A 22,920-nucleotide genomic window follows, 5' to 3' on the forward strand; every position below is an offset into this window, starting at 1 on the left:
CTGCAGGCGGCCTCGACACGGGATATCGAGTGGAACGGGCCGGCGCAGACGTAGAAGAGATCTCGCAGTTTCTTACAGCTCGATCTGGTACACCCTCGGTTCCGCCGCCGCCGGCGGCATCTTGCCGTCCATGATCGCCGCTATGTCGCGGCGCAGGAAGTCCAGCGGGCCGATCGCCGGCTGGACTTGTGGCGGGATGCGGGCGTTGTCGCTCGCCGATTTCAGCACCCGGCGATCCTGCTGGAGCGCGAAGGCAAAGAGCGGCCGGAAGGCAAGCGCCTTGAGCTCGCCGAACAGGCCCTGGCGTGGGCCGATGAGCCAGCCGACGCCTTCGACGGTCCATTCGTCGGCCTGGCGCAAATGGAACGTCGTCGCCAGTGCCAGACCGCCCTTGCCCCAATACTCCAGTTCGACGATGCCCGGGTGGCGGTAGCGGCCGATGGTCCTGGCGCGCTCGCCTTCCAGGAGCCGGCTGACCAGTCCTTGCTGGCGGTCCTCGCCGGTGTAGCAGCTTTCGACCCAGCCCTCGCCACCGGTCACCTCGACGCGCACGAGATGGCGCTTTGCCGTGAGACCACGCAGCACGCCCTTGTGGGTGAAGTGGGTGTGGGTGGCGTCGAGAATATTCTCGGCTGCGTCGAGCACCGTCGATTGCGCCGAGCTGCGCACGCGCTTCACGACGACGTCCTTGCCCTGCATGCAATGGAGATAAGGCTCGCCCTCGGGCGTACCTGCCGAGACAAAGACAACGCCGTCGCGCTCGATCACAGCGTAGCGGCGGATGCGATAGTGCGGCATGTCACCGACATGGCCTGGAATGGCAGTGCAGCGTCCTTCGCCATTATAGCGCCAGCCATGATAGGGGCATTCGATCTCGCCGCCGATGACCTTGCCGGTCGACAGTTCGACCAGCCGGTGGGCGCAGCGGTCGAACAGGGCGGCAATGCCCTGCGCCGAGCGAAACAGCACCAGCGGCGCACCGTCAAACAGGATGCGCTTCGGCTTGGCTTTGATATCGGCAGACAGCACCACCGCCTGCCAATGGTCCTTGTCTTTTTGCTGCCGAGCTTCGCTCACAATTCAAATCTCCTGAGCAGCGGAATGCCGATCTTCGCGAGCACGATTTCCATGACACGCACCGCCACGCGTTGGCGGCGCGGCAGGTGGCCGGCATAGACGGCATTGTATTCGACTGTCGCCACGGCGCCGCGCAAGCGTTTGAAGGCGGCCGCACCGGCGCTCATGTTGAAGAACAGGCCGTGCGCCGTGGCATGGTCCTGTGCCAGCGCCATCATCATGCGATAAAGACCCTCGCTCACCGGCAGGCCGGTGTCGTAACCGACGATCGGCTGCGTCAATGTCCTGCCGTTCTTCGACAAAGCGGTGACTGCGACCAGTTCACCACCGGGACGACGCAGGCCTGCCATGTGCAGAATGCCGCGACGATGCATCTCGCCGATGTAACGGGCGGTGTAGTGCGGGTTGAGCGGCGTGTATTTGTCGAGATAGAGCATCCGGTAGAGCGCTTCGCAGCGCGCATAGTCGGCCTCGGTGAAATCGGCATCGCCGACCCTCTCGAAAGGCGTCGTGCGCAGCCGCTTGCGGTCGCGCTTCATGTCCCCGGTCATGGCCGAACCGCGCTCAGTGAAGATGTAGATCTGCCGCGCCGCCAGCAGGCGAAACCCTTCCGCCTTCAGCGCCGCGATAGTCGAGGGATCGGCGATCTCGTTCAGCGAACGGATGAGAACAGCCCGGTCGGGAAAGCGCGCCGTGAGATCGTCGCGCATTGCCGCGACCGCCTGGCGGTCGAGCAGCGGCACGGGATTGGTCGAATAAAGCCAGTTGTTGACCTGCACCTGATGGTCGAGGCCGCTGGCCCTGACCAGCGGTGCACACATGCCGATCAGCATCCGGATCGCTTTTTGCAACAAGGGCGAAGAGACGAAATTGCGGGTCTCGTCGATGGCATAGTCGATATAGGCGCTGGACGGGCAGCAGATATAGCAGTTCGGCGCTTCGCTTCTGTCGTTTAGTGTCAGCGGAAACGAACGGCCGGCGATCTCGAAGGTCTCGACGGCCACCGTCAAATTGCGCACGAGGTCGCGCACCGGCACTTCGTTGAAAAGCCGCACGAAAGCGTCGACATCGCGTGGATTGTTCTCCACCTGGCCCGCCTGCTCCAATGTAGCAGGCGCGTTCACGGCGACGCTCCCAAGCGGCATTCGACGCGGCGCAGTTTACGGCCGGTCTCCAGCGGCAGGTCCTTGCGCACCAGGCTTATCGTCGCCTTCGCCTGACGCGCCGCCAGCAGTGTCCGCACCGCCGTATGCGCGGCGACAGCGGCTTCGTCGGCAAGCCGGGGTACAAGGCTGAGTTCGATCGCATCGGGCGCGGTCTGGACCAGGCGGAAATCGTCGACGCGCCGGTCGGCCTTCAACACAGCATTGCGCAGAATGTCGGGCGTCACAAGAATCTGCCCGTACGGCGAGGCGAGCCGGAAGGCATCGTCCATGCGGCCGACGATCTCATCCACCGTGCGCAGCGGCGAACCGCAGCGGCATGGTGTTTCGGAGAGCCGCAACAAATCATTCATCCGGTAGCGCGCCAAGATCTGGGTCTGGCGGCCAAAGGCGGTGACCAGCGGCATGACCAGGTCATCGCCGGCCGGCTCAAACTCGAAGAACACCGAATCCTCGGCCAGATGCAGCCCGCCCTTTCGGCAGGTGACGGCGAACAGCCCTTCCGTCGCCATGTAGATCTGGTCGAGTGGCAGCCGGAAGAATGTTTCGATGACCGGGCGGTCGATCGGGTCGAGCGTTTCGGCAGCGCTAAAGACCCGCTGTGGCTTGAGCAGAAAACCCTCGGCCGCGAAGTGCCTCAGCATTTTCGGCGGCGCGATGATCACCGTCGGCGCGAAATCCTCAAGGCTGGAACGCCAGCTCTCCGGCCCGAGCGTCAGGTCGAAGAAGCCGAGATCGATGCGCCGCGATTTGCGGGCGCTTTCGTAAAGCCCGGTGTTTTGCGGCAGGACCACCGCGACACGCTGTCGGCGCCAGAGTAGGTCGGGCACGGCCTTGGCCAACATCGTACCCAGCCAGCGATATTTTTCCGCTTCCGAAATGACGAACAGGCCGCGATTGCCCGACGTGCCGGTGCTGGCACCGACCGTCAGCGCGCCGATGCGGCCATCGCCGGCCTGCGCCTTCCAGGCGTCGGCGGCCGAGACGCCACAGATGTTGAAGCGCTCGAACTTGCCCATCAGCATCGCCTTGTCGGTCACCGGCAGGTCACCGAGATGGAATGGCGCCTTGCCATAGAACGGGGCACGCGGCAGGTCGCGGTCGAGAAAGCGGCGCAAGGCCTGAGCCTGCCAGCGCTCGAACCCCGCGCGGCTCTTGCGCGAGAGCCATTGCGTCAGCGCAAACGCACGAACCGCTTCGGCCGGCCCGTTCATGCGCCCTCTCCGGCCAGATCGTAGGACGTCGTCGCTGGATCATGACAAAGCATGACCTCGCCGCCGGTTGCCAGAAACCGGCGCAACATCGCGCTGGTCGGTTCGAGCGCGGCGGCATCCTCGGCCAGCAAGGCAGCCGGCAGACCGGGCGTCCGGTTTTCGACCAGCGCTTTGATCAGCCACTGCGCATCGACGCCATAGAGCAGCGGCCGCGCCAGCTTGGGAAACAGCAGGCCAAACTGGCCATCGGCATGGCCGGGCAAATCGACGGCGACAACGCTGCCGTCGCCGAACAGATCGGCGCCGCCGGGCACATCGCCACGCGGCTCGATTTGCCGCTTCGACGACAGCCCGTCGAGCCGTGCCTCGAAATCGGCCGGAAACAGTTCTTTGAAAACGCCGTGGCGCAGATTCTGCCGCGCTGTCTTGGCCTTGGCGCGCGCCCAGGCGGCGTCATTGGCGATGAAGCGGGCGTTGGGAAACAGCGACAGGCCCGACATGTGGTCGGCATGGAAATGCGTGACAATGACAGCGCGCACGTCCTGCAAAGACAGGCCAAAGCGTGCCAGCAGCGGCAGCGGCTGCTCGGCCTCGTTGAGCTCGGGCCGGAGGATCGCATTGTAGAGACGCAGCGCCGTGCTGCGCCCGTCGCCCACAGTGACGTGCGGCGTATAGCCGGTGTCGATGAGCACTGGACCCGCCTGCGGATGCAGGATCAGACCGTAGCGGACACGCAGCCTGACCTTTGCCCAGCTGCCGCCGCGCAGGATCAGGCGCTCGGCCGCACTGACAGAGGCGCTGTTGGCGAAGACGATCGTCACGCCGCCCCCCGATTTTCCGCCGCCTTGCCGAAGGTGCGATCAAGCCCTTCCTCCAACGACACTTTCGGCGCCCAACCGAGGATGCGGGCCGCCTTGGCAATATCGAGGCTCTGGGCGTAGGCGAACAGGCCAAGGCCGTAGCGCGTCACCGGCGGTTCGGGCCGGCCGGGCAAAAGCTCAGCCACCGTCTCGGCCACCCCGGCCGCCAGCATGGCGGGCCAAAGCGGCATCTTGCGCCAGCGCGGCTGCACACCGGCGCGGGCGCAGGCCGCCTCGGCAATGCGCCGCACCGGCACCACCTCGCCGCTGGAGACGTTGAATATCTGCCCCTCGGCAGAGCCGCCGGCGGACAGGGCGGCAAGCACAGCATCGACGACGTCATCGATGTAAGTGAGATCGATGCGCGCCCGGCCGTCGCGAAACAGCGGCAGCGGGCGGCTCCGCGCCACCTGCAGCAAGCGCGGCAGCAAGGTGCGGTCGCCCGGGCCGTAGAGGCCGCGCGGACGCAGCACCACCGGGCGGGTTTCAGGCGCCGCCAGCACGATCTCCTCGCCCTGCCGCTTGGTGCGGGCATAGTGGTTGACCGGCGGCGGCAGGGCCGCTTCCTCGCGGACGCCGAGTTGGTCGCGATAGGCGAAACACACCGTTGGGCTGGAGATATGGACGAAGCGGCGCACACCCTGCCGGCGGGCAAGATCGACGAGGTTGCGGGTGGCTGTCACATTGGCCGTCTCGAAATCCGCAAGCCTGCCGAAGGGCGCCGAAAGAGCGGCACAATGGACGATCGCATCGACGGTTCCGAGATCGCGTTCGGCCGCAGCGCCGAATGGTTTGGACAGATCGAGGCGAACGACCTCATGGCCGGCGGCTTCGAGCGCAGCGCAGCGTTGGGCGTCCCGGCCAAGACCAAGCGCCTGCGTGCCCAGTGCCGCCAGCCGCGCCATGACATGGGAGCCGAGGAAACCGCTGGCGCCGGTGACGAGCACGCGTCCCATGCTCAGGCCTCCAGCGCCATGCCGCCGAACGACACGCCGGCCGAGGTGCCGAGGAACAGCACCTTGGTGCGAGGCGCAACGCGCCCTTCGCGGCGCGCGACATCGAGCGCAAACGGAATGGAAGCGGCGATCTGGTTGCCGTGGCGGGCGGCGATGTCGACGAGCTTTTCCCTGGCAAAGCCAGTCTGGCGCGCCATGTGGGCGAGCGCGAAAGGGCTTGCCTGGTGAGGCACGACGACATCGACATCGTCGCGCCGCCAGCCGGCACGATCGAGCAACTCCGCCACAAAGCCGTTGAAATGGCGTGAGGTAACACGGAACAGTTCTTTGCCGTCCATGTGGAACAGGCTGTGGCGGGCGAATTCCTCGGCCTGGCGGTGAAAGTCGAAACGCGTGCCGCCGGAGCCGATGCTGCAGGCTTCGTAGGCCGAGGGATAGGTGCGCATCAGATTGGCCGCCACCCTGCCCTCGCCGGGTGCAGCCAACTGCAGCACCGCGGCCGCGGCGCCATCGCCGAAGAGTGCCGCGATTTCCGGCTGGTCCTGCCACGGCAGAGCGCGCGAGGCGATTTCGGAGGAAAACACCAGCGCGGTGCGGCATTGCCCGGCCTCAAGCAGCCGCGATGCGGTCTCGAAGGCTGTGAGGAAGCCGAGGCAGGTGCTGTTGACGTCGAAGGCGGCGGCCGATCCGTCCGCCAGGCCGAGGCGTTGCATGACCAGCGGTGCGGTCGCCGGCAGCGGCTGGTAAGGCACGCCGCAGCCGCCGATGACGAGATCGATGCTGCTGGCCTCAATGCCGGCATCGGTGAGCGCCAGGCGCGCTGCCGCGCAAGCAAGATCGACTTGCGATTCGGCCTCGCAGACATAGCGTTCGACGACGCCGGTGGCGGCTTCGAGATGGCCATCGCCAAGCCCCAGCCGCGCGTCGAGACAGCGCGACGTCACGCATTGAGCCGGCACGGCTCGCCCGGTTCCGATGATCTTGACCCGCATTCTCAGCCCGCCGCATGAGTTGCGCTTTTCGCAATCCTTAGATCGGATCGTTCGGAGATAACAGCGTCGTTTTCAAGACGCGCCCGCGCTCCCTCCACTATTTCCGCACGTACTAATGCACGAATTATCATGACCGCGCCAAATTAGCGCCTATTCAACGCCGTAGTCTCAACCAACTTCTTTTTGATTTTGACTTGATCAAAAAACTAATGGTTAGAATAGATGCGTCGGTGGCCAATTCTTCTCGCAGTAGTAATCGTCGCCCCCTATGCGGGCTGTAAAGTCCTGGAGCGAAACCACCATTTGAGTTTCGCGCCATGCGGGATGGAAGTCAGCAGTATTGCCTATGTGACCGAAGAATCGTGGGGCATCGGAATGCCAGGCGACAATGAAACCGGCGTCATCGCCTACAACCTTCCGGATCGTGCCATGCAGGGGATCGACGCCCAGGGTATCGGGTATTTTCGTCAGCTGTCCTGTGCCAAGGGCAGGCATGATTGGCATGGCCGTTACGACGAATGGCAAGAAACTCCCATTCTCGCCGATGAAAAATGGGGCACCCCTGGGCCATCAAGGCTTGCCAACTATCTAAACCGCTATGGTTTTGGCATTCCGGTTTCTGGGCCAATCGGAGCTGCCATAGATGGCGCGATCTCCGGTCCGGGCAGTTTCTATGCCTATGGCCGGATTGGAATGATCCTCGTCGTTCCCCGCAAACGTCAGGCTTTCTTTGTTTATGCAGGTTAAGAACAAATTGCATCGCCGGTGTTCGGCATTCTGTTTCCTGCGGATCCCGCTCTGGGACACGCCAGTCTACGCCTTGCGCTCCCAGCGCCGGTCGGGTGTCTGCTGCCAGTAGGTCACGGCGTGGCCGGCCTCTTTCAACGTCTTCCAATGCGTGCGGGCGCCTTCGACCTGAGCCGCGTCATGGCCATCGAACAGGAACACTGCGCGTTCGTAGCCGGCGAGATCCGCGGGTGCTGCACCATCGACGAGGAAGCGTATCTGCGCCTGGTTGGGATTGGCTTCGCTCGTGGTCAGCAGGATCGGCTGCTCGGCCGGATAGGCTTCACGGTCGGTCGCATGGGCGAGGAAGGAATCGTCCCTGAATGTCCACAGGTGCTGGTCGAGCGCGTCGCGCCGCTCCTCGGTGCCGGTCTGCACCACGGCGCGCCAGCCGCGATCGACGCTGCGCTCAAGCAGGCCCGGCAGCGCATCCTCCAGCGTCGATTCGGTCAGGTGGTAGAACAGGACGTCAGCCATATCAGGCCTTATACCTCGTAATTGTCGCGCACCAGGCGGTCGAGCAGCCTGACGCCGAAACCCGAGCCCCAGGACTGGTTGATCTCGCTCGGCGGCGAGCCCATCGCGGTGCCGGCGATGTCGAGATGCGCCCACGGTGTTTCCTTGACGAAGCGCTGCAGGAACTGCGCGGCGATGATGGCGCCGCCGTAGCGGCCGCCAATGTTCTTCATGTCGGCGTTCTTGGAATCGATCAGCTTGTCGTATTCGGCGCCAAGCGGCATGCGCCACAGCCGCTCCTGCGTCGCCTGGCCGGCCGCTGTCAACCTGTCCGACAGTTCGTCATTGTTGGAGAACAGGCCGGCATAATGCTGGCCGAGCGCGACCATGATGGCGCCGGTCAGCGTCGCCAGATTGACCATGAATTTCGGCTGGAAACGGTCGTTGCAGTACCACAGCGCATCGGCCAGCACGAGGCGGCCTTCGGCATCGGTGTTGAGCACCTCGATGGTCTGGCCCGACATCGAAGTGACGATGTCGCCCGGGCGCTGGGCATGGCCGTCGACGGCATTTTCCACCAGCCCGATGATGCCGACGACATTGGCCTTGGCCTTGCGCGCGGCCAACGCATGCATCAGCCCGGTGACGGCGGCGGCGCCGCCCATATCGCCCTTCATATCCTCCATGCCGGAAGCCGGCTTCATCGAATTGCCGCCGGTGTCGAAGGTGACGCCCTTGCCGACGAAGGCGACCGGCGCATCCTTGGCCTTGCCGCCCTTCCATTGCATGACGGCCATCCGGGCGCCGCGCGGTGAGCCTTGCGCGACACCGAGCAGCGAGCCCATGCCGAGCTTCTTCATTTCCTTCTCGGTGAGGATTTCGACCTCGACGCCGAGCGCTTCCAGTTCCTTGGCGCGACCGGCGAATTCGACCGGACCAAGTGCATTGGCCGGCTCGTTGACCAGGTCGCGCGCCAGAAGCACGCCGTCGATCACCGCCACTTCGTCGGCGAAGGCCTTTTTCGCGGCGGCCGGATCGGCAGTGTGGATAGTGACCTTGACCGGCTTCTTCGGCTCGGTGTCGTCCTTGTCCTTCCTGGTCTTGTATTTGTCGAAGGCGTAGCTGCGCAGGATGATGCCGGCAGCCAGATTAGCCGCTTGCTTGCCGCTGATTTTTGCGCCCGGGACATCGAGAATGACGGCCACTTCGGTCGCCTTGCGCAGGGACGCGGCAATGGTGCCGCCAAGCTTCAGCCAGGCAAAGTCATCGAGGCTGGAGGGTTTGCCGGTGCCGACCGCCACCAGCCGGTCGAGCGATGTTCCCTGCGGCGCCAGCACTTCGACCACGCTGGCGAATTTTCCGGAAAACTCCGCCACCGGAAACGCCCGCGCCAGCGTTCCGTCCGGATCGCTGGCCTTTGCCGGCTCGCCAAGACCGCCATCATCGGCCGCCAGCACGAAGACGCTGCCTTTTTTGGGCGCGGCAAATTTGGCGAAGGCAATCAACGGTCTCAAAGTCATCAGGTCCTGCTTTCGGAAACGGCTCAGATTTTCAGGGAAGATGCGTTCTCAGGGAAGATGCGCGACATTTGGTCGTTTTCCTTCATTTGGCAAGACTTTGCCGGAATCGGGGCCCATATGCGCTGTGGAATCGATGACGATTCGTCGCGGCACGGCCCCGCTCTCCTGCCGCAACCTGTTGTTAACCATCGATGTTCTCCCTTTCTTATCCATTGCCGCCGACACTCCGGCCCGCGGGGCGGACGATGTGGGACGGAAATCGGATCGATCCGCTGAGATGGAAAGGCTTTGCAGACCCAGTTGTACAGGCGCAGCCGGACGACTACCTTGTCTGCGGGCATGATGCCGTTCGGCAAATCGAGAAAAGCCTTACATGAAGGTCGTTGAACGCTACATCATGCGTCGCGCGCTGGCGGTGTTTCTCGCTGCGCTGATCTGGACGCTGGCCATTGTCTGGACGACGCAGGTGCTCGCCCGCATCGACCTCGTCACCGACAACGGCCAATCGGCGCTGACGTTCTTCGAGGTCGCGGCCCTCATCATCCCCACGATCATCCCGATCGTGGTGCCGTTCGCCCTGGTGGTGGCGGTTGCCCAGACGCTCAGCGTCATGAACTCCGATTCGGAACTGGCTGTCATCAACGCCGCCGGCGCCTCGCGCTGGACGATCGCGCGACCAATCCTTTTGCTCGCGCTGGCCGCCAGCGTCTTTTCCTTCGCCGTCGACAATGGCATCGAACCCTATGCCAGGCAGAAGAACCGCYAGCTGATCGCATCCTCGCGCGCCGATCTTCTGTCACTGATCATCCAGGAGGGCACGTTCCGCAAGATCGACGACGGGCTGTTCCTGCAGGTCGGCGAGCGGCTGCCGGACAACCGGCTTGGCGGCATCTTCGTCGCCGATTCGCGCGAGGAAGGCGCCAATCTGATCTATTATGCCAAGAGCGGCAGCGTCGTCGAAAAGGGCGACGAGAAGGTGCTGATGATGAATGACGGCGTCATTCATCGCAAGTCGCTGACCGGCGACCTTTCGGTCATCCGCTTCACCTCCTACGCCTTCGATCTGTCCGCCTTCATGTCGGCGGCGAACGATATTCTGCTGCTACCCAAGGACCGAACGACGCAGTACCTGCTCAACCCAGACCCCAACGACAAGATCTTCCAGCGCAGGCCCGGCGCCTACAAGGCGGAGCTCGACCAGCGCTTTTCCGAATGGTCATATTCGCTGGTGTTCGCGCTGATCGCGCTGGCCGTGGCAGGCGATGCGCGCTCGCACCGCGAGGCGCGCATCCATCCGCTGATCACAGCCATCGCCATTGCGCTGTTCGTGCGCTGGCTGGGCTTCTTTGCCGCCGGTAAGGCCGACAAGATCCCGCAATACGCCTACATGGTCTATGGCGTGCCGATCGTCGCCTCGGCGGTCGCCACCTGGTTCATCGTCACCTCGCGAAGCATGGAACTGCCCGGCAGCTGGGCCGACTGGCTGACGAATTTCGCCGGCCGTGTCAGCGATGGCTGGACGGCGCTCAAGCTGCGCCTCACCCGCCGCTACACATCCGGCCAGGGAGCCTGACGATGGGCTGGACCCTGGGCCGCTACTTCTTCTTTCGCTACGTGTCGATCACGATCTGGTTCTTCATCGGCCTTCTGGCGCTGGTGTTCCTGATCGACTTCACCGAACTGTCCGGCCGCATCACCGGCCTGCCGGGCTTCACCTACGGCACGGCGGTCGCCATCTCGGCGCTGCGGATGCCGATGATCATGCTGCAGACGGTGCCGTTTGTCGGCCTGTTTTCGGCGATGGCGACGCTGGTGTCGCTCAACCGCAAATATGAGCTGGTGATTGCTCGTTCGGCCGGCGTGTCGGCCTGGCAGTTCCTGTTGCCCTGCTGCATCGGTGCGCTGTTATTCGGCGCGCTGTCGGTCGGCGTGCTCAATCCGATCGCCGCGCACGGCTTTTCCTGGTCGGAGCAGTTGGAAAACCAGCTGCGGTCCGGCAATTCGAACACGGTGGCGGCCGATGCCACGCCGTGGATCCGCCAGAAAACCAGCTCCGGAGACACCATCATCGGCGCCCGCGCCATTCTCAACCAGGGCCTGGAAATGGCCGACGCAGTGTTCTTCGTCCTCGATCCGCAAGGCAATATCGTCGAGCGCAAGGACGCGGCCCGGGCTTTCCTGCGCGATGGCTACTGGGAATTGCAGGACGTCAAAGTGTTCAAGGACGGCAACATCCGCTCGGAAGCGACCGACCAGTTGCCGACCAACCTCAAGCCGGAATTCGTGCAGGAACGGCTGGCGCGCCCCGAAACCATCCCGTTTTACGAGCTTCCCGGCAAGATTGAGGTTGCCCGCTCCTTCGGCCTCAAGGCAAATGCCTTCGCCATGCAGTTCGATTCGCTGGTGGCGTTACCGTTCCTGCTTGTGGCCATGACGCTGATTGCGGCAACAGTTTCAATGCGATTTGCGAGGATGGGGCAGTCAGCAACGATGATTCTGGGTGGCGTCCTCGCCGGCTTTCTGCTTTATGTCGTTTCGGTATTGGTCAAGGCATTCGGCGTGGCGGGATTCGTGCCCACAGCCGTGGCTGCATGGGTTCCGGTTGTCGTGGCTATGTTCTTCGGGGTGACATTCCTGCTATACAAGGAAGACGGCTAGTGAGGGAGGCGGCTTTGCGCAGCCATAGGCAGGCCGGTTTGGCGCGCCTTTATTCGGCGAGCGCCTTGGCATGCCTGCTTGCTTGCGGCGTGCCGATGGCCCCTGCGCTGGCGCAGGACGTCACCGACGTGGCAACCAAGGTTCCGTCCGGCACCCAGATGCTGCTGGCGGCCGACACGCTCGTCTACAACAACGACAACCAGACGGTCACCGCCGTCGGCGGCGTCCAGATCGACTACGGCGGCAACAAGCTCGTCGCCCAGCGCGTCGTGTATGATCGCAACACCAAGCGGCTCGTTGCCAGCGGCAATGTCGAGATCGTCAACAGCGACGGCACCAAGATCAACTCGCAGCATATGGACATTACCGACGATTTCGCCGACGGTTTCGTCAACGCGCTGCGCGTCGAAACCCCCGAAAAGGCCTATTTTGCCGCCGAAAGCGCCGAACGCATGGGCGGCGTGCTGACGACGTTCCACAACGGCGTCTATACGGCCTGCGAGCCTTGCGAGGACAAGCCGGACAAGGCGCCGACCTGGCGGGTCAAAGCCAGGAAGATCATCTGGAACGGCGAAAAGAAGACGGTTCGCTTCGAGAACGCGAATTTCGAATTCTTCGGCTTCCCGCTGGCCTATCTGCCGGCGTTCGAGATCGCCGACCCGACGGTCAAGCGCAAAAGCGGCTTCCTGATCCCCAGCATCTCCTTCAACAAGGATCTGGGCGTCGGCGTCCATGTCCCCTACTATTTCGCCTTGTCGCCGACCTACGACCTCACCGTCACCGGCAGCGGCTATACCAAGCAGGGTTTCCTCGGCGAGGCCGAGTGGCGCCAGCGCTTCAACAATGGCCAGTACACGCTGAAGATCGCCGGCATCCGGCAGGAAGACCCCAACGCCTTCATCGATGCCTCCGCTTTCCCCACTAGCGCTGGCCATAACGTCAATTCGGGCGACATCGGCGATCCGAACAAGTTCCGCGGCATGATGGGCACCAAAGGCCAGTTCGCGATCAATCCGCGTTGGGACTTCGGCTGGGACATCCTGCTGCAGACCGACAAGAATTTCTCGCGCACCTATACGATCGACGGCTACAATGACGCGGTGCATCAATCGTCGGTCTACCTGACCGGCCTCAACGGTCGCAATTATTTCGATGTGCGCGCCATGCGCTTCCAGGTTCAGGAAAACGCGCTGGACAGCAACATCTCGTCGCGCAGCGACAAGCAGCCCTGGGTGCTGCCGTCGCTCGACTACGCCTATATCCCCGACATGTCGGTAGCCGGCGGCCAGCTGTCGTTCAACGTCAACGCGCGGGTGATCCGCCGCGACGAACTCGACCAGGCCTATTTTACCCCCTATGTGCCGGCCTCAGGCGTCCAGCGCGTGCGCGGCATCGAGGGCGAATCCGGCCGCCTCACCGCCGAGACCGAATGGAAGCGCACCTTCACCACGGACGGCGGATTGCAACTGACGCCTCTCCTGGCTCTGCAGGGTGACGTCGACTATCTCAATGCGTCCTCAGGTTCGCTCGCTGCCATCAATGCGATGGCCGCCGATCCTCGAATAGACACCACCGCCGACATGCGGTCTTCCTTTGCCCGTTACATGGCGACCGCCGGACTTGAAATGCGCTGGCCGGTGCTGTTTTCGATGACCGGCTCCAGCCACATCGTCGAGCCCATGGCGCAGGTCTTCGTGCGCCCGAACGAGCAATATGTCGGCGGCCTGGCCATTCCCAACGAGGATGCACAGAGCTTCGTCTTCGACGCCACGACGCTGTTCGAGCGCGACAAGTTCTCCGGCTACGACCGTGTCGAAGGCGGCAGCCGCGCCAATGTCGGGTTCCGCTATTCGGGCGCCTATGATAGTGGCTGGGGCACCAACGCCATCTTTGGCCAATCCTACCAGCTGGGTGGACGCAATTCGTTCGATTCACCGGATCTGGTCAATGCGGGTGCCGATTCCGGCCTGGAGACTTCGACCTCGGATTATGTCGGCCTTGTCGGCTTCAGCAGCCCGAGCGGCTTCTCAGGCTCGCTCAGCGGCCGCTTCGACGAGCAGAGCTTCGAAGTTCGCCGCGCCGAGGTGAAGGCCGCCTATTCCGGCCTGCCGGTTTCGCTAAGCGCCAAATACGCTTTCATCCAGGCGCAGCCGCTCTACGGTTTCACCACCGATCGCCACGAAGTGACGCTCGGCGCCTCGACGCACCTGGCCGAAAACTGGCGCGTGTTCGGCACAGGCACCTACGACCTGCAGCAAAGCGTGCTGGTCAAGGACGGCGTCGGCTTTGCCTACAATGATTCCTGCTTCACCTACCTGATGACGTTCTCGGAATCGCGCGACATCAACACCAGGGAAGTGTCGCAGAATGTCGGCTTCAACCTGTCGTTCCGCACGCTCGGCGATTTCGGCTCGTCACAAAGCTCGATCGACACCATCCAGTAGAGCCGGCTGACGACATCGTTTTGCCGCATAAAGCGGGCACGGCATTCGCTCATCCAGAACCGGGCTAGAATTGGGATGCTTTCGATGAGGAAATACCTGTTTTCGGCAGGATTCGCGCTCCTGGTAGCGGCGACCTCGGTCTCGGTCACCATGATGGCGCCGCCGGCTTTCGCCGTCGAGATCAAGTATGTCGTCAATGGCTTACCGATCACCACCGGCGACATCGCGCACCGGGCTGCCTTCCTGAAACTGCAGCGCAAGAAGGGCGATGCAGGCCAGGAGATGATCGACCAGACGCTGCGCCTCGCCGAGGCCAGGCGTCTCGGCATCCGCATCACCGACGCCCAGGTCGAGGCCGCCTATCAGCGCTTTGCCTCGACCAACAAGATGCAGCTCAAGCAATTGGACGGCGTCATGACGCAGTCCGGCGTGACCAAGGAGCATTTCAAGGAATTCATCCGCGCGCAAATGGCGTGGAACCAGGCGCTGAGCGCACGCTATAGCGGCGGCGGCGGGCAGATGAGCGAACAGGACCTGGTCAAGCACATGCTCGAAAAAGGCGGCGCCAAGCCGAGCGCCACCGAGTACATGCTGCAGCAGGTGATCTTCGTGGTGCCGAAAGCCGAGCGCAGCGCCACACTCGCCAAACGCAAGCGTGAGGCCGAGGCCATGCGCGCCCGTTTCAATGGCTGCAACACCACGCGTGAATTCGCCAAGGGCCTCATCGACGTCACCGTTCGCGATCTCCCCCGGGTGCTGGCGCCGCAGCTTCCGCCGGACTGGGCCGAGCAGATCAAGGCCACCAAGCTGGGCGGCGCCACGGCCGTGCGCGAGACCGATCGCGGCATCGAATTCATCGGTATCTGCTCGTCGCGCGAGGTCTCCGACGACAAGGCTGCCCAGATGGTGTTCCAGAGCGAAAGCACCGGCGACAAGAACGCCGACGAGCTCTCGGCCAAATATATCGAGGAGCTGAAGGCGAAAGCCAAGATCGTCACGCGCTGAAACCGGCCTGGCCGTGTGTGACATAGAGCTTCCGCTGGCACTGAGCGTCGGCGATCCGTCCGGCATCGGGCCGGAAATCGCCATTGCCGCGTGGCAGAGCGCCCGCGGTTCGGGTGCAGCACCCTTCTACCTTCTCGCCGATCCGGCGCTGATTGCCGCGCGGGCGCGCCGGCTCGGCACCGAGGTTGCAATTGCCGAGACGGTGCCGGCGCAAGCAACCGATGTCTTTCGGCATGCGTTGCCCGTGGTGCCGCTGGCGGCCCGCTTCACCGACGATCCCGGCCGGCCCGATCCGGCCAATGCCGCCGGCACCATCGAGGCGATCGACCGCGCCGTCGCCGACTGCCTTGCCGGCCATGCGGCCGCGGTCGTCACCTGTCCGATCGCCAAGAAGCCGCTCTACGATGCCGGCTTCGGCTTTCCCGGCCACACCGAATATCTGGCGCATCTGGCCTCTCTGCACTCCGGTGGCGCGGTGACGCCGGTGATGCTGCTCGCCGGCCCCGAATTGCGCACCGTTCCGGTCACCATCCACGTCGCGCTGGCCGAGGTGCCGAAGGCGCTGACGACGGAGCTGATCGTTGCGATCTCGCGCATCACCGCCGCCGATCTTGCAAGCCGCTTCGGCATCGCCAGGCCGAGGCTCGCGCTTGCCGGCCTCAATCCGCATGCAGGCGAAAGCGGTGCGATGGGGACGGAGGATGAGCGCATCATCCGTCCGGCGGTCGACATCTTGCGCGCGCAAGGCATCGACGCCTTCGGGCCGCTGCCGGCCGATACGATGTTTCATGCGCGCGCCCGCGCCGGCTATGACGTGGCGATCTGCATGTATCACGACCAGGCGTTGATCCCGGCCAAGGCGCTGGCCTTCGACGAGGCGGTCAACGTCACGCTTGGCCTGCCGTTCATCCGCACTTCGCCCGATCACGGCACAGCCTTCGACATCGCCGGCAAGGGCATCGCACGTCCCGATAGCCTGATCGCGGCGCTGAAGCTGGCCCGCCGGCTGGCCGATACCGGCACAAAGGCTGCAGCCGCATGAGCCCAAAGCCATGAGCATCGATGGACTACCGCCGCTGCGCGAGGTGATCGAACGTCATGGGCTGCAAGCGAAGAAGGCGCTTGGCCAGAATTTCCTGCTCGACCTCAATTTGACCGGCAAGATCGCGCGCGTCGCCGGCGACCTGACCAACAGCACGGTGATCGAGGTCGGCCCGGGGCCGGGCGGGCTGACAAGGGCGCTGCTGCTTGCCGGCGCCCGACGCGTCATCGCCATCGAACGCGACGAACGCTGCCTGGCGGCGCTGGCCGAGGTCTCCAGCCACTATCCGGGCCGGCTCGAGGTGATCAGCGGCGACGCGCTGAAGACGGATTTTGCCACGCTTGCCAATGCCGCGTCGCAAGGCGGCGGCCCGGTAAGGATTGCCGCCAACCTGCCCTACAATATCGGCACCGAGCTTCTGATCCGCTGGCTGACCGTTGCCGACTGGCCGCCCTTCTATCAATCGATGACGCTGATGTTTCAGCGCGAGGTGGCCGAGCGCATCGTCGCCGGCGCGGGCAGCGACGCCTATGGCCGGCTCGGCGTGCTGGCCGGCTGGCGCACCGAAGCGAGGATCGCCTTCGACGTGCCGCCGCAAGCATTCACGCCGCCACCCAAGGTGACTTCCTCGGTGGTGCATCTGGTGCCGCGTGCCAGCCCGCTGGCGACCGACGTGAAAAAACTCGGCCGCGTCACCGAGGCCGCCTTCGGCCAGCGCCGGAAGATGCTGCGGCAGAGCGTGAAGAGCCTGGGGGGCGAGGCCTTGCTGATGCGAGCCAACATCGATCCGACCCGGCGGGCGGAGACGCTCAGCGTCGAGGAGTTCGTAAGGCTGACGAACGCTGTGTAGTTCCTTCTCCCCGTTTACGGGGAGAATATGCCGGCAGACAGATGAGGGGCAGTGCAAACGTTCGTAGGCACGGTGCCGCCCTCATCCGGCCCTTCGGCCACCTTCTCCCCATAAACGGGGAGAAGGAAGATTCACTCCGTCTTCTCGTCCAACAGCCCCGATACGAAATCGAACAAACCCGGCCGGCGGTCGCGCCGAAGCCGTTCTGCCGTCACGATGCCGCGCACTTCGGCGAAGGCGCGGTCGAGATCGTCGTTGACGATGACGAAGTCGTATTCCTTCCAGTGTTCGATCTCGTTGCGGGCGTTCTTCAGCCTGGTCTCGATGACCTGCTCCTGATCCTCGGCGCGGCGCTTCAGCCGCGCCTTCAATTCCTTCATGGACGGCGGCAGGATGAAGATCGAGACGATGTCGGCGCGCATCTTCTCCTTGAGCTGCTGGGCGCCTTGCCAGTCGATGTCGAACAGCATGTCGCGCCCTTGCGCCAGCGCCAGTTCGGCCGGCTCGCGTGGCGTCGCGTAGCAATTGCCGTGCACCTCGGCCCATTCGAGCAGCGCGTCGGAATCGCGCAGCCGCTCGAATTCGCGCATGGTGCGGAAGTGGTAGTGGACACCTTCGATCTCCGAGCCGCGGCGTGGCCTGGTGGTGACCGAGACCGACAGTTCCAGGCTGCCATCGCTTTCCAGCAGGTTACGCGCGATCGTCGACTTGCCGGCGCCGGACGGCGACGACAAGACCAGCATCAGCCCGCGGCGGCGAATGCGGGACCCCAGATCCCTGGCAACCATCGGCTCCTTGGCACCCATTTGGGGTTACTCCAGATTCTGGACCTGTTCGCGAAACTGGTCGACCACCGCCTTGAGTTCCAGCCCGATGGCGGTGACGGCGGCGGCGTTCGACTTGGAACACAGCGTATTCGATTCGCGGTTGAATTCCTGCGCCAGAAAATCGAGCTTGCGGCCGATGGCGCCGCCATTTGCCAGCAGCGCACGGCCCGACGCCACATGCGTCTTCAACCGGTCGATCTCTTCGCGGATATCGGCCTTGGTGGCCAGAAACGCCGCTTCCATGTGCAGCCGGCCGGCATCGAGATTGGCCGACGCGTCCATGAGCAGCCGCACCTGTTCGGCGATCCGCTCGCGGATTGCCGCCGGTTCGCGCGACGGGTCGGCCTCGGCCTTGAGCGTCAGCGCCTCGATGGCATCGATATGGCCGGAAAGCAGCGAGCGCAGCGCTTCACCCTCGCTCTGGCGTGCCTGTTCGAGACCTGTAAGCGCCGCCTCCAGCGCTGCCAGGATTGTCGTGTCGAGCGCTGCCCGCACTTCTTCGGTTTCGCTGGTTTCAGGTATATCCAATACGCCGCGCAGGGACAGCAGGCCGTCGGCGGTTGCCGGGGCAACACCGAACTGCTCCTGCAGCCGCTTGGCCAGGCCGGCCAGATCCCGGAGGAAGACGTCGTTGACCACCGGCTGCACCTGCTGGCCGGCAGCGCGGCCGACGGTCAGCGTCGCCTGGAAATTGCCTCGCGAAAACCGCTTCTGCAGCGTCTGCCGGACCGCCGGCTCGAGCCGCTCAAAACCTTGCGGCAGCCGCAGCCTGACCTCGACGCTCTTGCCGTTGACGGACTTGACCTCCCAGGCGATCGAGGCGCCGTCGTGCTCGGCGACGGCGCGTGCAAATCCGGTCATGCTCTGCAAATTCATGATGCGGCTCGTGTCTCCCTGATGTTCCGATTCTGAAATCCCGCTCGCGTTCGATATCACGGGCAGCGCGAATGTCAGAATCGCAATACCGGCAAGGTGTTGATTTCCGGTGTCGTTTTGAGCTCGCAGTGTCGAAATCTGCAGAGGCCTCAGAGCAAGGCCCAATATGCTTCGAACCGCGTTGCGCGTTCAAAGCAGCAACGCGTCGTCTATGTCCGCAGCGCGTAAGGTCAATCCGTCAAAAAGCGCCGGCCTGCTACTGGGCGGCACCCGCATCGGCGCCGGCATCCCCGCTGTCGGCGCCGGCATCGCCACCGGCGTCACCGCTGTCGTCGCCATCCGCCGGCGCGTCGGTCTGGCCCGGGGTCTTGGCGCCCTTGGCGGCGTCTTCAGCCTGCTTTTTCTGCATCGCCCGGTAGCGGGCAACGTTCTCATTGTGCTCGGCAAGCGTGGTGGCAAAGACATGGCCACCGGTGCCGTCGGCGACGAAGTAGAGATCGTCGGTCTTCGACGGGTTGGCGACGGCCTCGAGCGCGGCGCGGCCGGGATTGGCGATCGGCGTCGGCGGCAGGCCATTGATCAGATAGGTGTTGTAAGGCGTCTGCTTCTCGATGTCCGACTGATAGATCGGCCGGTCGGCGGGTTTGCCCTTGCCACCGAACAGGCCGTAAATGATGGTCGGATCCGATTGCAGCCGCATGCCCTTGGCCAGACGGTTGAGGAAGACGGCGGCAACGCGCGAGCGCTCGTCGCCCCTGCCGGTTTCCTTTTCGACGATCGAGGCCAAGGTGACGAAGTCGTCGACATTGGCCAGAGGCAGGTCGGGCGCGCGCCGCTGCCAGACCTCATCGACCAGCTTCTTCTGGTCGGCGAGCAGCTTGTCGACCATCTGCTGGCGCGTGGCGCCGCGGGTGAAGCGCAACGTATCGGTGGCAAGGCTGCCCTCGGCCGGCTTGGTCGCCGGCATGTCCCCGGTCAGCGCATCCTGCTCGGCAACGCGCTGCAGCGCCTGCTCGACCGTCAGGCCCTCGGGAATGGTCAGCGAGTACATCACCGACTTGCCGCTCTTCAGAAGCTCCATGATGTCGCGCATGGAGGCACGCGGCTTGACCTCGTATTCGCCGGCCTTCAGCGCTGAATCATTGCCATAGACGCGAACGCCAATGCGGAAGATGCGGGCGTCGCTGATCAATCCACGCCGTTCAAGCTGGTCGGCGATCTCCTGGACGCCGGTGCTCGGCTTGACCAAGAAGGTGTCGCCGGCGACCGAGGGGCCCGGTTCGTTGAACGCCTGCTTGCCGAAATAGAGCGAGACGCCGGCGGCGAGGATCATCAACATCACCGCGGAGATGACGAAGTTCATGAACACCACGACCTGGCTGCGCGAGGCGCGAGAGCGCTTCGGCGGCGGTGTGCCGGCTTCCGGCCGCAAGGCCTCGGCCGCGGTCTTCGGCACGATCGGGCCGGTCTGCTGGTTTTGTCCGAATTGTCCGCTGCCGCCCGGATTGGTGTTCATAAGCGCCCTACCATCTGATCTCTTAGAGCGACCATGCGTCCGGTTGGACGCACAGCGTGCCCTAACATTTCAAGCCTACGCATCGTGCTTCTAAAAAAAGCGCCTTCGATTTCAGGCCGATGCGACGAATCCCCAGCGGCAGAGTAGGCTCGAATATGGCAAAATTGACGACAGACCGCTGGCGCGCCGGTCGATACCGCAATCAGCCGATATAACGCTGGAACACCAGCGAAGCGTTGGTGCCGCCAAAGCCGAAGGAGTTGGACAATGCCACGTCGATCTGGCGGGGCCGTGGCGTGTTCGCTACCAGATCGATCGCGGTTTCGCGTTCCGGGTTGTCGAGATTGATGGTGGCGGGCGCGATGTTGTCGCGGATGGCGAGGATCGAGAAGATCGCCTCGGCGGCCCCCGCGGCACCCAGGAGATGGCCGATCGACGACTTGGTCGACGACATCGAGATCTTCGAGGCGGCATTGCCGACCAGCCGCTCGACGGCGCCGAGCTCGATCGTGTCGGCCATGGTCGAGGTGCCATGCGCATTGATGTAGTCGAGATCGGCGGGCGTCAGCTTGGCCCGGTTCAGCGCCGCCGTCATGCAGCGGAAGGCGCCGTCGCCGTCTTCGGCGGGTGCGGTGATGTGATAGGCGTCGCCGGTCAGGCCGTAGCCGGTGACCTCGGCATAAATCCTGGCGCCGCGCGCCTTGGCGTGTTCGAGCTCTTCCAGCACGACGACGCCGGCGCCCTCGCCCATCACAAAGCCGTCACGGTCACGGTCATAGGGACGCGAGGCCTTTTCAGGCGTGTCGTTGCGCTCGGTGGACAGTGCCCGGCAAGCGGCGAAGCCGGCAAGCGAAAGCCTGGTCACCGGCGATTCTGCACCGCCGGCCAGCATCACGTCGGCATCGCCGAAGATGATCAGCCGGGCGGCATCGCCAATGGCGTGCGCGCCGGTCGAGCAGGCGGTGACGACGGCATGGTTGGGGCCTTTCAGCCCGTGCCGGATCGACACCTGGCCGGAGACCAGGTTGATGATGTTACCGGGAATGAAGAACGGGCTGATGCGGCGCGGTCCGCGCTCGTGCAGGATCAGCGCATTCTCGGCGATGCCCTCGAGGCCGCCAATGCCGGAGCCGATCATGACGCCGGTGGCGCAACGCTCGGCTTCGGTGCTCGGCTCCCAGCCGGAATCCTTCAGCGCTTCGTCGGCGGCCGCGATCCCGTAAAGGATGAAGTCGCCGATCTTGCGCAGTTCCTTGGGCTCAAGCACGGCTTCGGGATTGAGCGTGCCGTTGGTGCCGTCACCGCGCGGAATGACGTGGGCAATCTTGCAGGCAAGATCTTCCACTTCGAACTCGGTGACGCGCTTGGCGGCGCTGCGGCCGGTCAGCAGTTCCTTCCAGCTGTGCTCGAAGCCCATGCCGAATGGCGAAACCAGGCCAAGGCCCGTGACGACGACACGCCTCATCGCAGGTCCTCCCCGGTGATGACTGCGGATAGCGTCAGGCCGAAGCCTTGTCGATGTACTTCACGGCGTCGCCGACCGTCAGGATGGTCTCGGCCGCATCGTCCGGAATCTCGACGCCGAACTCTTCTTCGAACGCCATGACGAGTTCGACCGTGTCGAGGCTGTCCGCGCCCAGATCATCGATGAAGCTCGCCTGCTCCGTCACCTTGTCGGCATCGACGCCAAGATGTTCGATGACGATCTTCTTGACGCGCTCTGCGGTGTCACTCATTTGGGGCATCCTCGTCTTTTGTTTGTCTGTCTTCGTTAGCGGGCAGAATGCCGCTAATCAAGCTGAAAGATGGTCCTGCCGGAAACGCAACGACGCCGGACCGGTTTTTGCCCGAACCGCCGGGTTGCGGGCCGCATTACACGAAAATTGGCTAAGGTAAAAGGCGAAATGGTCACTTTTCACAAGCCGGCCTATCCCCTCAAATCATCGCCATGCCGCCGTTGACGTGGATGGTCTGGCCGGTGACGTAGGCGGCTTCGTTGGAGGCGAGATAGGCGACGGCAGACGCCACTTCAACACTCGTGCCCATGCGGCGTGTCGGGATCGCCGCCATGATCGCCTCTTTCTGCTTGTCGTTGAGCTTGTCGGTCATGGCCGATTCGATGAAGCCCGGGGCGACGCAGTTGACGGTGATGTTGCGGGTGGCAATCTCCTGCGCCAGCGACTTGGAAAAGCCGATCATGCCGGCCTTGGAGGCGCAATAATTGGTCTGGCCGGGATTGCCGGTGACGCCGACCACCGAAGTGATGTTGATGATGCGGCCATGGCGGCGGCGCATCATCGGATGGGTGAGTTCACGGGTCAGCCGGAACACGGCGGTGAGGTTCACTTCCAGCACCGAATCCCAGTCCGCATCCGCCATGCGCACGAACAGTCCGTCCTTGGTGATGCCGGCATTGTTGACCAGTATGTCGACGCCTTCGAGCTCGGCTTCGGCCTTCTGGCCAAGCGCCTTGACCTCGTCGCGGTCGGCCAGATTGGCCGGAAACAGCTTTACGCGGTCGCCGAGTTCGGCAGCCAGGGTCTCCAGCTTCTCGATGCGGGTGCCGTGCAGGCCGACAATGGCGCCTTGCGCGTGCAGCACGCGGGCAATCCCCTCGCCAATGCCTCCCGATGCGCCGGTGACAAGCGCCTTGCGGCCGGTCAGTTCGAACATTTTCG

21 protein-coding genes are annotated in these 22,920 nt (G+C 63.9%); 7 read left to right on the forward strand and 14 right to left on the reverse strand.

Features of this window, described 5'->3' with window-relative positions:
• Window positions 1-72: 72 nt before the first annotated feature.
• From AC1DZ8_RS26895 to AC1DZ8_RS26920, 6 genes are read right to left on the reverse strand one after another with little or no spacing between them, the layout of a single operon-like run.
• Window positions 73-1,077: a Rieske 2Fe-2S domain-containing protein gene (locus AC1DZ8_RS26895; protein ID WP_477301901.1), complete on the reverse strand. Its 1,005-nt coding sequence runs from the start codon at window positions 1,075-1,077 to the stop codon at window positions 73-75.
• Complete coding sequence (locus AC1DZ8_RS26900) at window positions 1,074-2,201, reverse strand: GNAT family N-acetyltransferase (protein WP_477301903.1); 1,128 nt, start codon at window positions 2,199-2,201, stop codon at window positions 1,074-1,076. The genes AC1DZ8_RS26895 and AC1DZ8_RS26900 overlap by 4 nt, the downstream gene beginning before the upstream one ends.
• A complete protein-coding gene (locus AC1DZ8_RS26905) occupies window positions 2,198-3,454 on the reverse strand; it encodes a F390 synthetase-related protein (RefSeq protein WP_477301905.1) in 1,257 nt (418 codons plus the stop codon). Before AC1DZ8_RS26905 ends, AC1DZ8_RS26900 begins: the two co-directional genes overlap by 4 nt.
• A complete protein-coding gene (locus tag AC1DZ8_RS26910; RefSeq protein WP_477301907.1) occupies window positions 3,451-4,275 on the reverse strand; it encodes an MBL fold metallo-hydrolase in 825 nt (274 codons plus the stop codon). Before AC1DZ8_RS26910 ends, AC1DZ8_RS26905 begins: the two co-directional genes overlap by 4 nt.
• Window positions 4,272-5,270 carry an NAD-dependent epimerase/dehydratase family protein gene (locus AC1DZ8_RS26915; protein ID WP_477301909.1) on the reverse strand — a complete coding sequence of 333 codons (999 nt, stop codon included), beginning with the start codon at window positions 5,268-5,270 and terminating at the stop codon, window positions 4,272-4,274. Before AC1DZ8_RS26915 ends, AC1DZ8_RS26910 begins: the two co-directional genes overlap by 4 nt.
• Before the next feature lie 2 nt (window positions 5,271-5,272).
• Entirely contained in the window at window positions 5,273-6,262 is a 990-nt protein-coding gene (locus tag AC1DZ8_RS26920) for a 3-oxoacyl-[acyl-carrier-protein] synthase III C-terminal domain-containing protein (RefSeq protein WP_477301911.1), read from the reverse strand.
• Between the two features lie 303 nt (window positions 6,263-6,565).
• On the opposite strand from AC1DZ8_RS26920, the gene AC1DZ8_RS26925 reads away from it, so the two are divergent.
• Window positions 6,566-7,009 (forward strand): hypothetical protein, encoded by a 444-nt coding sequence (locus AC1DZ8_RS26925; RefSeq protein ID WP_477301913.1) that lies wholly within the window; start codon window positions 6,566-6,568, stop codon window positions 7,007-7,009.
• A 66-nt stretch (window positions 7,010-7,075) separates the two neighbouring features.
• On the opposite strand, the gene AC1DZ8_RS26930 is transcribed toward AC1DZ8_RS26925, so the two are convergent.
• Window positions 7,076-7,525: a DNA polymerase III subunit chi gene (locus tag AC1DZ8_RS26930; RefSeq protein ID WP_112397329.1), complete on the reverse strand. Its 450-nt coding sequence runs from the start codon at window positions 7,523-7,525 to the stop codon at window positions 7,076-7,078.
• Between the two features lie 8 nt (window positions 7,526-7,533).
• Window positions 7,534-9,024 carry a leucyl aminopeptidase gene (locus AC1DZ8_RS26935; protein WP_477301915.1) on the reverse strand — a complete coding sequence of 497 codons (1,491 nt, stop codon included), beginning with the start codon at window positions 9,022-9,024 and terminating at the stop codon, window positions 7,534-7,536.
• A gap of 373 nt (window positions 9,025-9,397) precedes the next feature.
• On the opposite strand from AC1DZ8_RS26935, the gene lptF reads away from it, so the two are divergent.
• The 6 genes from lptF (at window position 9,398) to rsmA (ending at window position 17,023) form a co-directional block, all read left to right on the forward strand.
• Window positions 9,398-10,597 carry an LPS export ABC transporter permease LptF gene (lptF, locus tag AC1DZ8_RS26940; protein ID WP_477401891.1) on the forward strand — a complete coding sequence of 400 codons (1,200 nt, stop codon included), beginning with the start codon at window positions 9,398-9,400 and terminating at the stop codon, window positions 10,595-10,597.
• A gap of 2 nt (window positions 10,598-10,599) precedes the next feature.
• Window positions 10,600-11,682 (forward strand): LPS export ABC transporter permease LptG, encoded by a 1,083-nt coding sequence (gene lptG / locus AC1DZ8_RS26945; RefSeq protein WP_477288112.1) that lies wholly within the window; start codon window positions 10,600-10,602, stop codon window positions 11,680-11,682.
• A complete protein-coding gene (locus AC1DZ8_RS26950; protein WP_477301918.1) occupies window positions 11,682-14,126 on the forward strand; it encodes an LPS-assembly protein LptD in 2,445 nt (814 codons plus the stop codon). The genes lptG and AC1DZ8_RS26950 overlap by 1 nt, the downstream gene beginning before the upstream one ends.
• A gap of 75 nt (window positions 14,127-14,201) precedes the next feature.
• Window positions 14,202-15,131 carry a SurA N-terminal domain-containing protein gene (locus tag AC1DZ8_RS26955; RefSeq protein WP_477301920.1) on the forward strand — a complete coding sequence of 310 codons (930 nt, stop codon included), beginning with the start codon at window positions 14,202-14,204 and terminating at the stop codon, window positions 15,129-15,131.
• A gap of 13 nt (window positions 15,132-15,144) precedes the next feature.
• The gene (gene pdxA / locus AC1DZ8_RS26960; protein ID WP_477301922.1) at window positions 15,145-16,173 is read left to right on the forward strand and encodes a 4-hydroxythreonine-4-phosphate dehydrogenase PdxA; all 1,029 of its coding nucleotides are present in this window, start codon (window positions 15,145-15,147) and stop codon (window positions 16,171-16,173) included.
• A gap of 10 nt (window positions 16,174-16,183) precedes the next feature.
• Window positions 16,184-17,023, forward strand: a complete 840-nt coding sequence (gene rsmA, locus AC1DZ8_RS26965; RefSeq protein WP_477301924.1) for a 16S rRNA (adenine(1518)-N(6)/adenine(1519)-N(6))-dimethyltransferase RsmA — start codon at window positions 16,184-16,186, stop codon at window positions 17,021-17,023.
• Window positions 17,024-17,154: 131 nt separating this feature from the next.
• Here rsmA and gmk read toward each other — a convergent pair whose 3' ends face one another.
• The 6 genes from gmk to fabG form a co-directional block, all read right to left on the reverse strand.
• The gene (gene gmk, locus AC1DZ8_RS26970; protein ID WP_162712060.1) at window positions 17,155-17,829 is read right to left on the reverse strand and encodes a guanylate kinase; all 675 of its coding nucleotides are present in this window, start codon (window positions 17,827-17,829) and stop codon (window positions 17,155-17,157) included.
• Between the two features lie 6 nt (window positions 17,830-17,835).
• A complete protein-coding gene (locus AC1DZ8_RS26975) occupies window positions 17,836-18,726 on the reverse strand; it encodes a YicC/YloC family endoribonuclease (RefSeq protein WP_477301927.1) in 891 nt (296 codons plus the stop codon).
• A gap of 256 nt (window positions 18,727-18,982) precedes the next feature.
• Entirely contained in the window at window positions 18,983-20,242 is a 1,260-nt protein-coding gene (gene mltG, locus AC1DZ8_RS26980; RefSeq protein ID WP_477301929.1) for an endolytic transglycosylase MltG, read from the reverse strand.
• Between the two features lie 202 nt (window positions 20,243-20,444).
• Window positions 20,445-21,707, reverse strand: coding sequence for a beta-ketoacyl-ACP synthase II (gene fabF, locus AC1DZ8_RS26985; protein ID WP_477301931.1), 1,263 nt, complete (start codon window positions 21,705-21,707; stop codon window positions 20,445-20,447).
• Between the two features lie 34 nt (window positions 21,708-21,741).
• Window positions 21,742-21,978, reverse strand: coding sequence for an acyl carrier protein (locus tag AC1DZ8_RS26990; protein WP_006203723.1), 237 nt, complete (start codon window positions 21,976-21,978; stop codon window positions 21,742-21,744).
• 199 nt (window positions 21,979-22,177) lie between these two features.
• Window positions 22,178-22,915 (reverse strand): 3-oxoacyl-[acyl-carrier-protein] reductase, encoded by a 738-nt coding sequence (fabG, locus tag AC1DZ8_RS26995; protein ID WP_477301933.1) that lies wholly within the window; start codon window positions 22,913-22,915, stop codon window positions 22,178-22,180.
• Window positions 22,916-22,920 lie beyond the last annotated feature (5 nt).

It is taken from the genome of Mesorhizobium sp. P2_F7 (genome assembly GCF_056403695.1).

Bases quoted from the DNA above. Each gene is read 5' to 3' on its own strand.
- lptG (WP_477288112.1), top strand. From the start codon at position 10,600: ATGGGCTGGACCCTGGGCCGCTACTTCTTCTTTCGCTACGTGTCGATC.
- mltG (WP_477301929.1), bottom strand. From the start codon at position 20,242: ATGAACACCAATCCGGGCGGCAGCGGACAATTCGGACAAAACCAGCAG.
- fabF (WP_477301931.1), bottom strand. From the start codon at position 21,707: ATGAGGCGTGTCGTCGTCACGGGCCTTGGCCTGGTTTCGCCATTCGGC.
- AC1DZ8_RS26915 (WP_477301909.1), bottom strand. From the start codon at position 5,270: ATGGGACGCGTGCTCGTCACCGGCGCCAGCGGTTTCCTCGGCTCCCAT.
- AC1DZ8_RS26975 (WP_477301927.1), bottom strand. From the start codon at position 18,726: ATGAATTTGCAGAGCATGACCGGATTTGCACGCGCCGTCGCCGAGCAC.
- AC1DZ8_RS26955 (WP_477301920.1), top strand. From the start codon at position 14,202: ATGCTTTCGATGAGGAAATACCTGTTTTCGGCAGGATTCGCGCTCCTG.
- gmk (WP_162712060.1), bottom strand. From the start codon at position 17,829: ATGGGTGCCAAGGAGCCGATGGTTGCCAGGGATCTGGGGTCCCGCATT.
- fabG (WP_477301933.1), bottom strand. From the start codon at position 22,915: ATGTTCGAACTGACCGGCCGCAAGGCGCTTGTCACCGGCGCATCGGGA.
- AC1DZ8_RS26930 (WP_112397329.1), bottom strand. From the start codon at position 7,525: ATGGCTGACGTCCTGTTCTACCACCTGACCGAATCGACGCTGGAGGAT.
- AC1DZ8_RS26920 (WP_477301911.1), bottom strand. From the start codon at position 6,262: ATGCGGGTCAAGATCATCGGAACCGGGCGAGCCGTGCCGGCTCAATGC.
- rsmA (WP_477301924.1), top strand. From the start codon at position 16,184: ATGAGCATCGATGGACTACCGCCGCTGCGCGAGGTGATCGAACGTCAT.
- AC1DZ8_RS26935 (WP_477301915.1), bottom strand. From the start codon at position 9,024: ATGACTTTGAGACCGTTGATTGCCTTCGCCAAATTTGCCGCGCCCAAA.
- AC1DZ8_RS26905 (WP_477301905.1), bottom strand. From the start codon at position 3,454: ATGAACGGGCCGGCCGAAGCGGTTCGTGCGTTTGCGCTGACGCAATGG.
- AC1DZ8_RS26990 (WP_006203723.1), bottom strand. From the start codon at position 21,978: ATGAGTGACACCGCAGAGCGCGTCAAGAAGATCGTCATCGAACATCTT.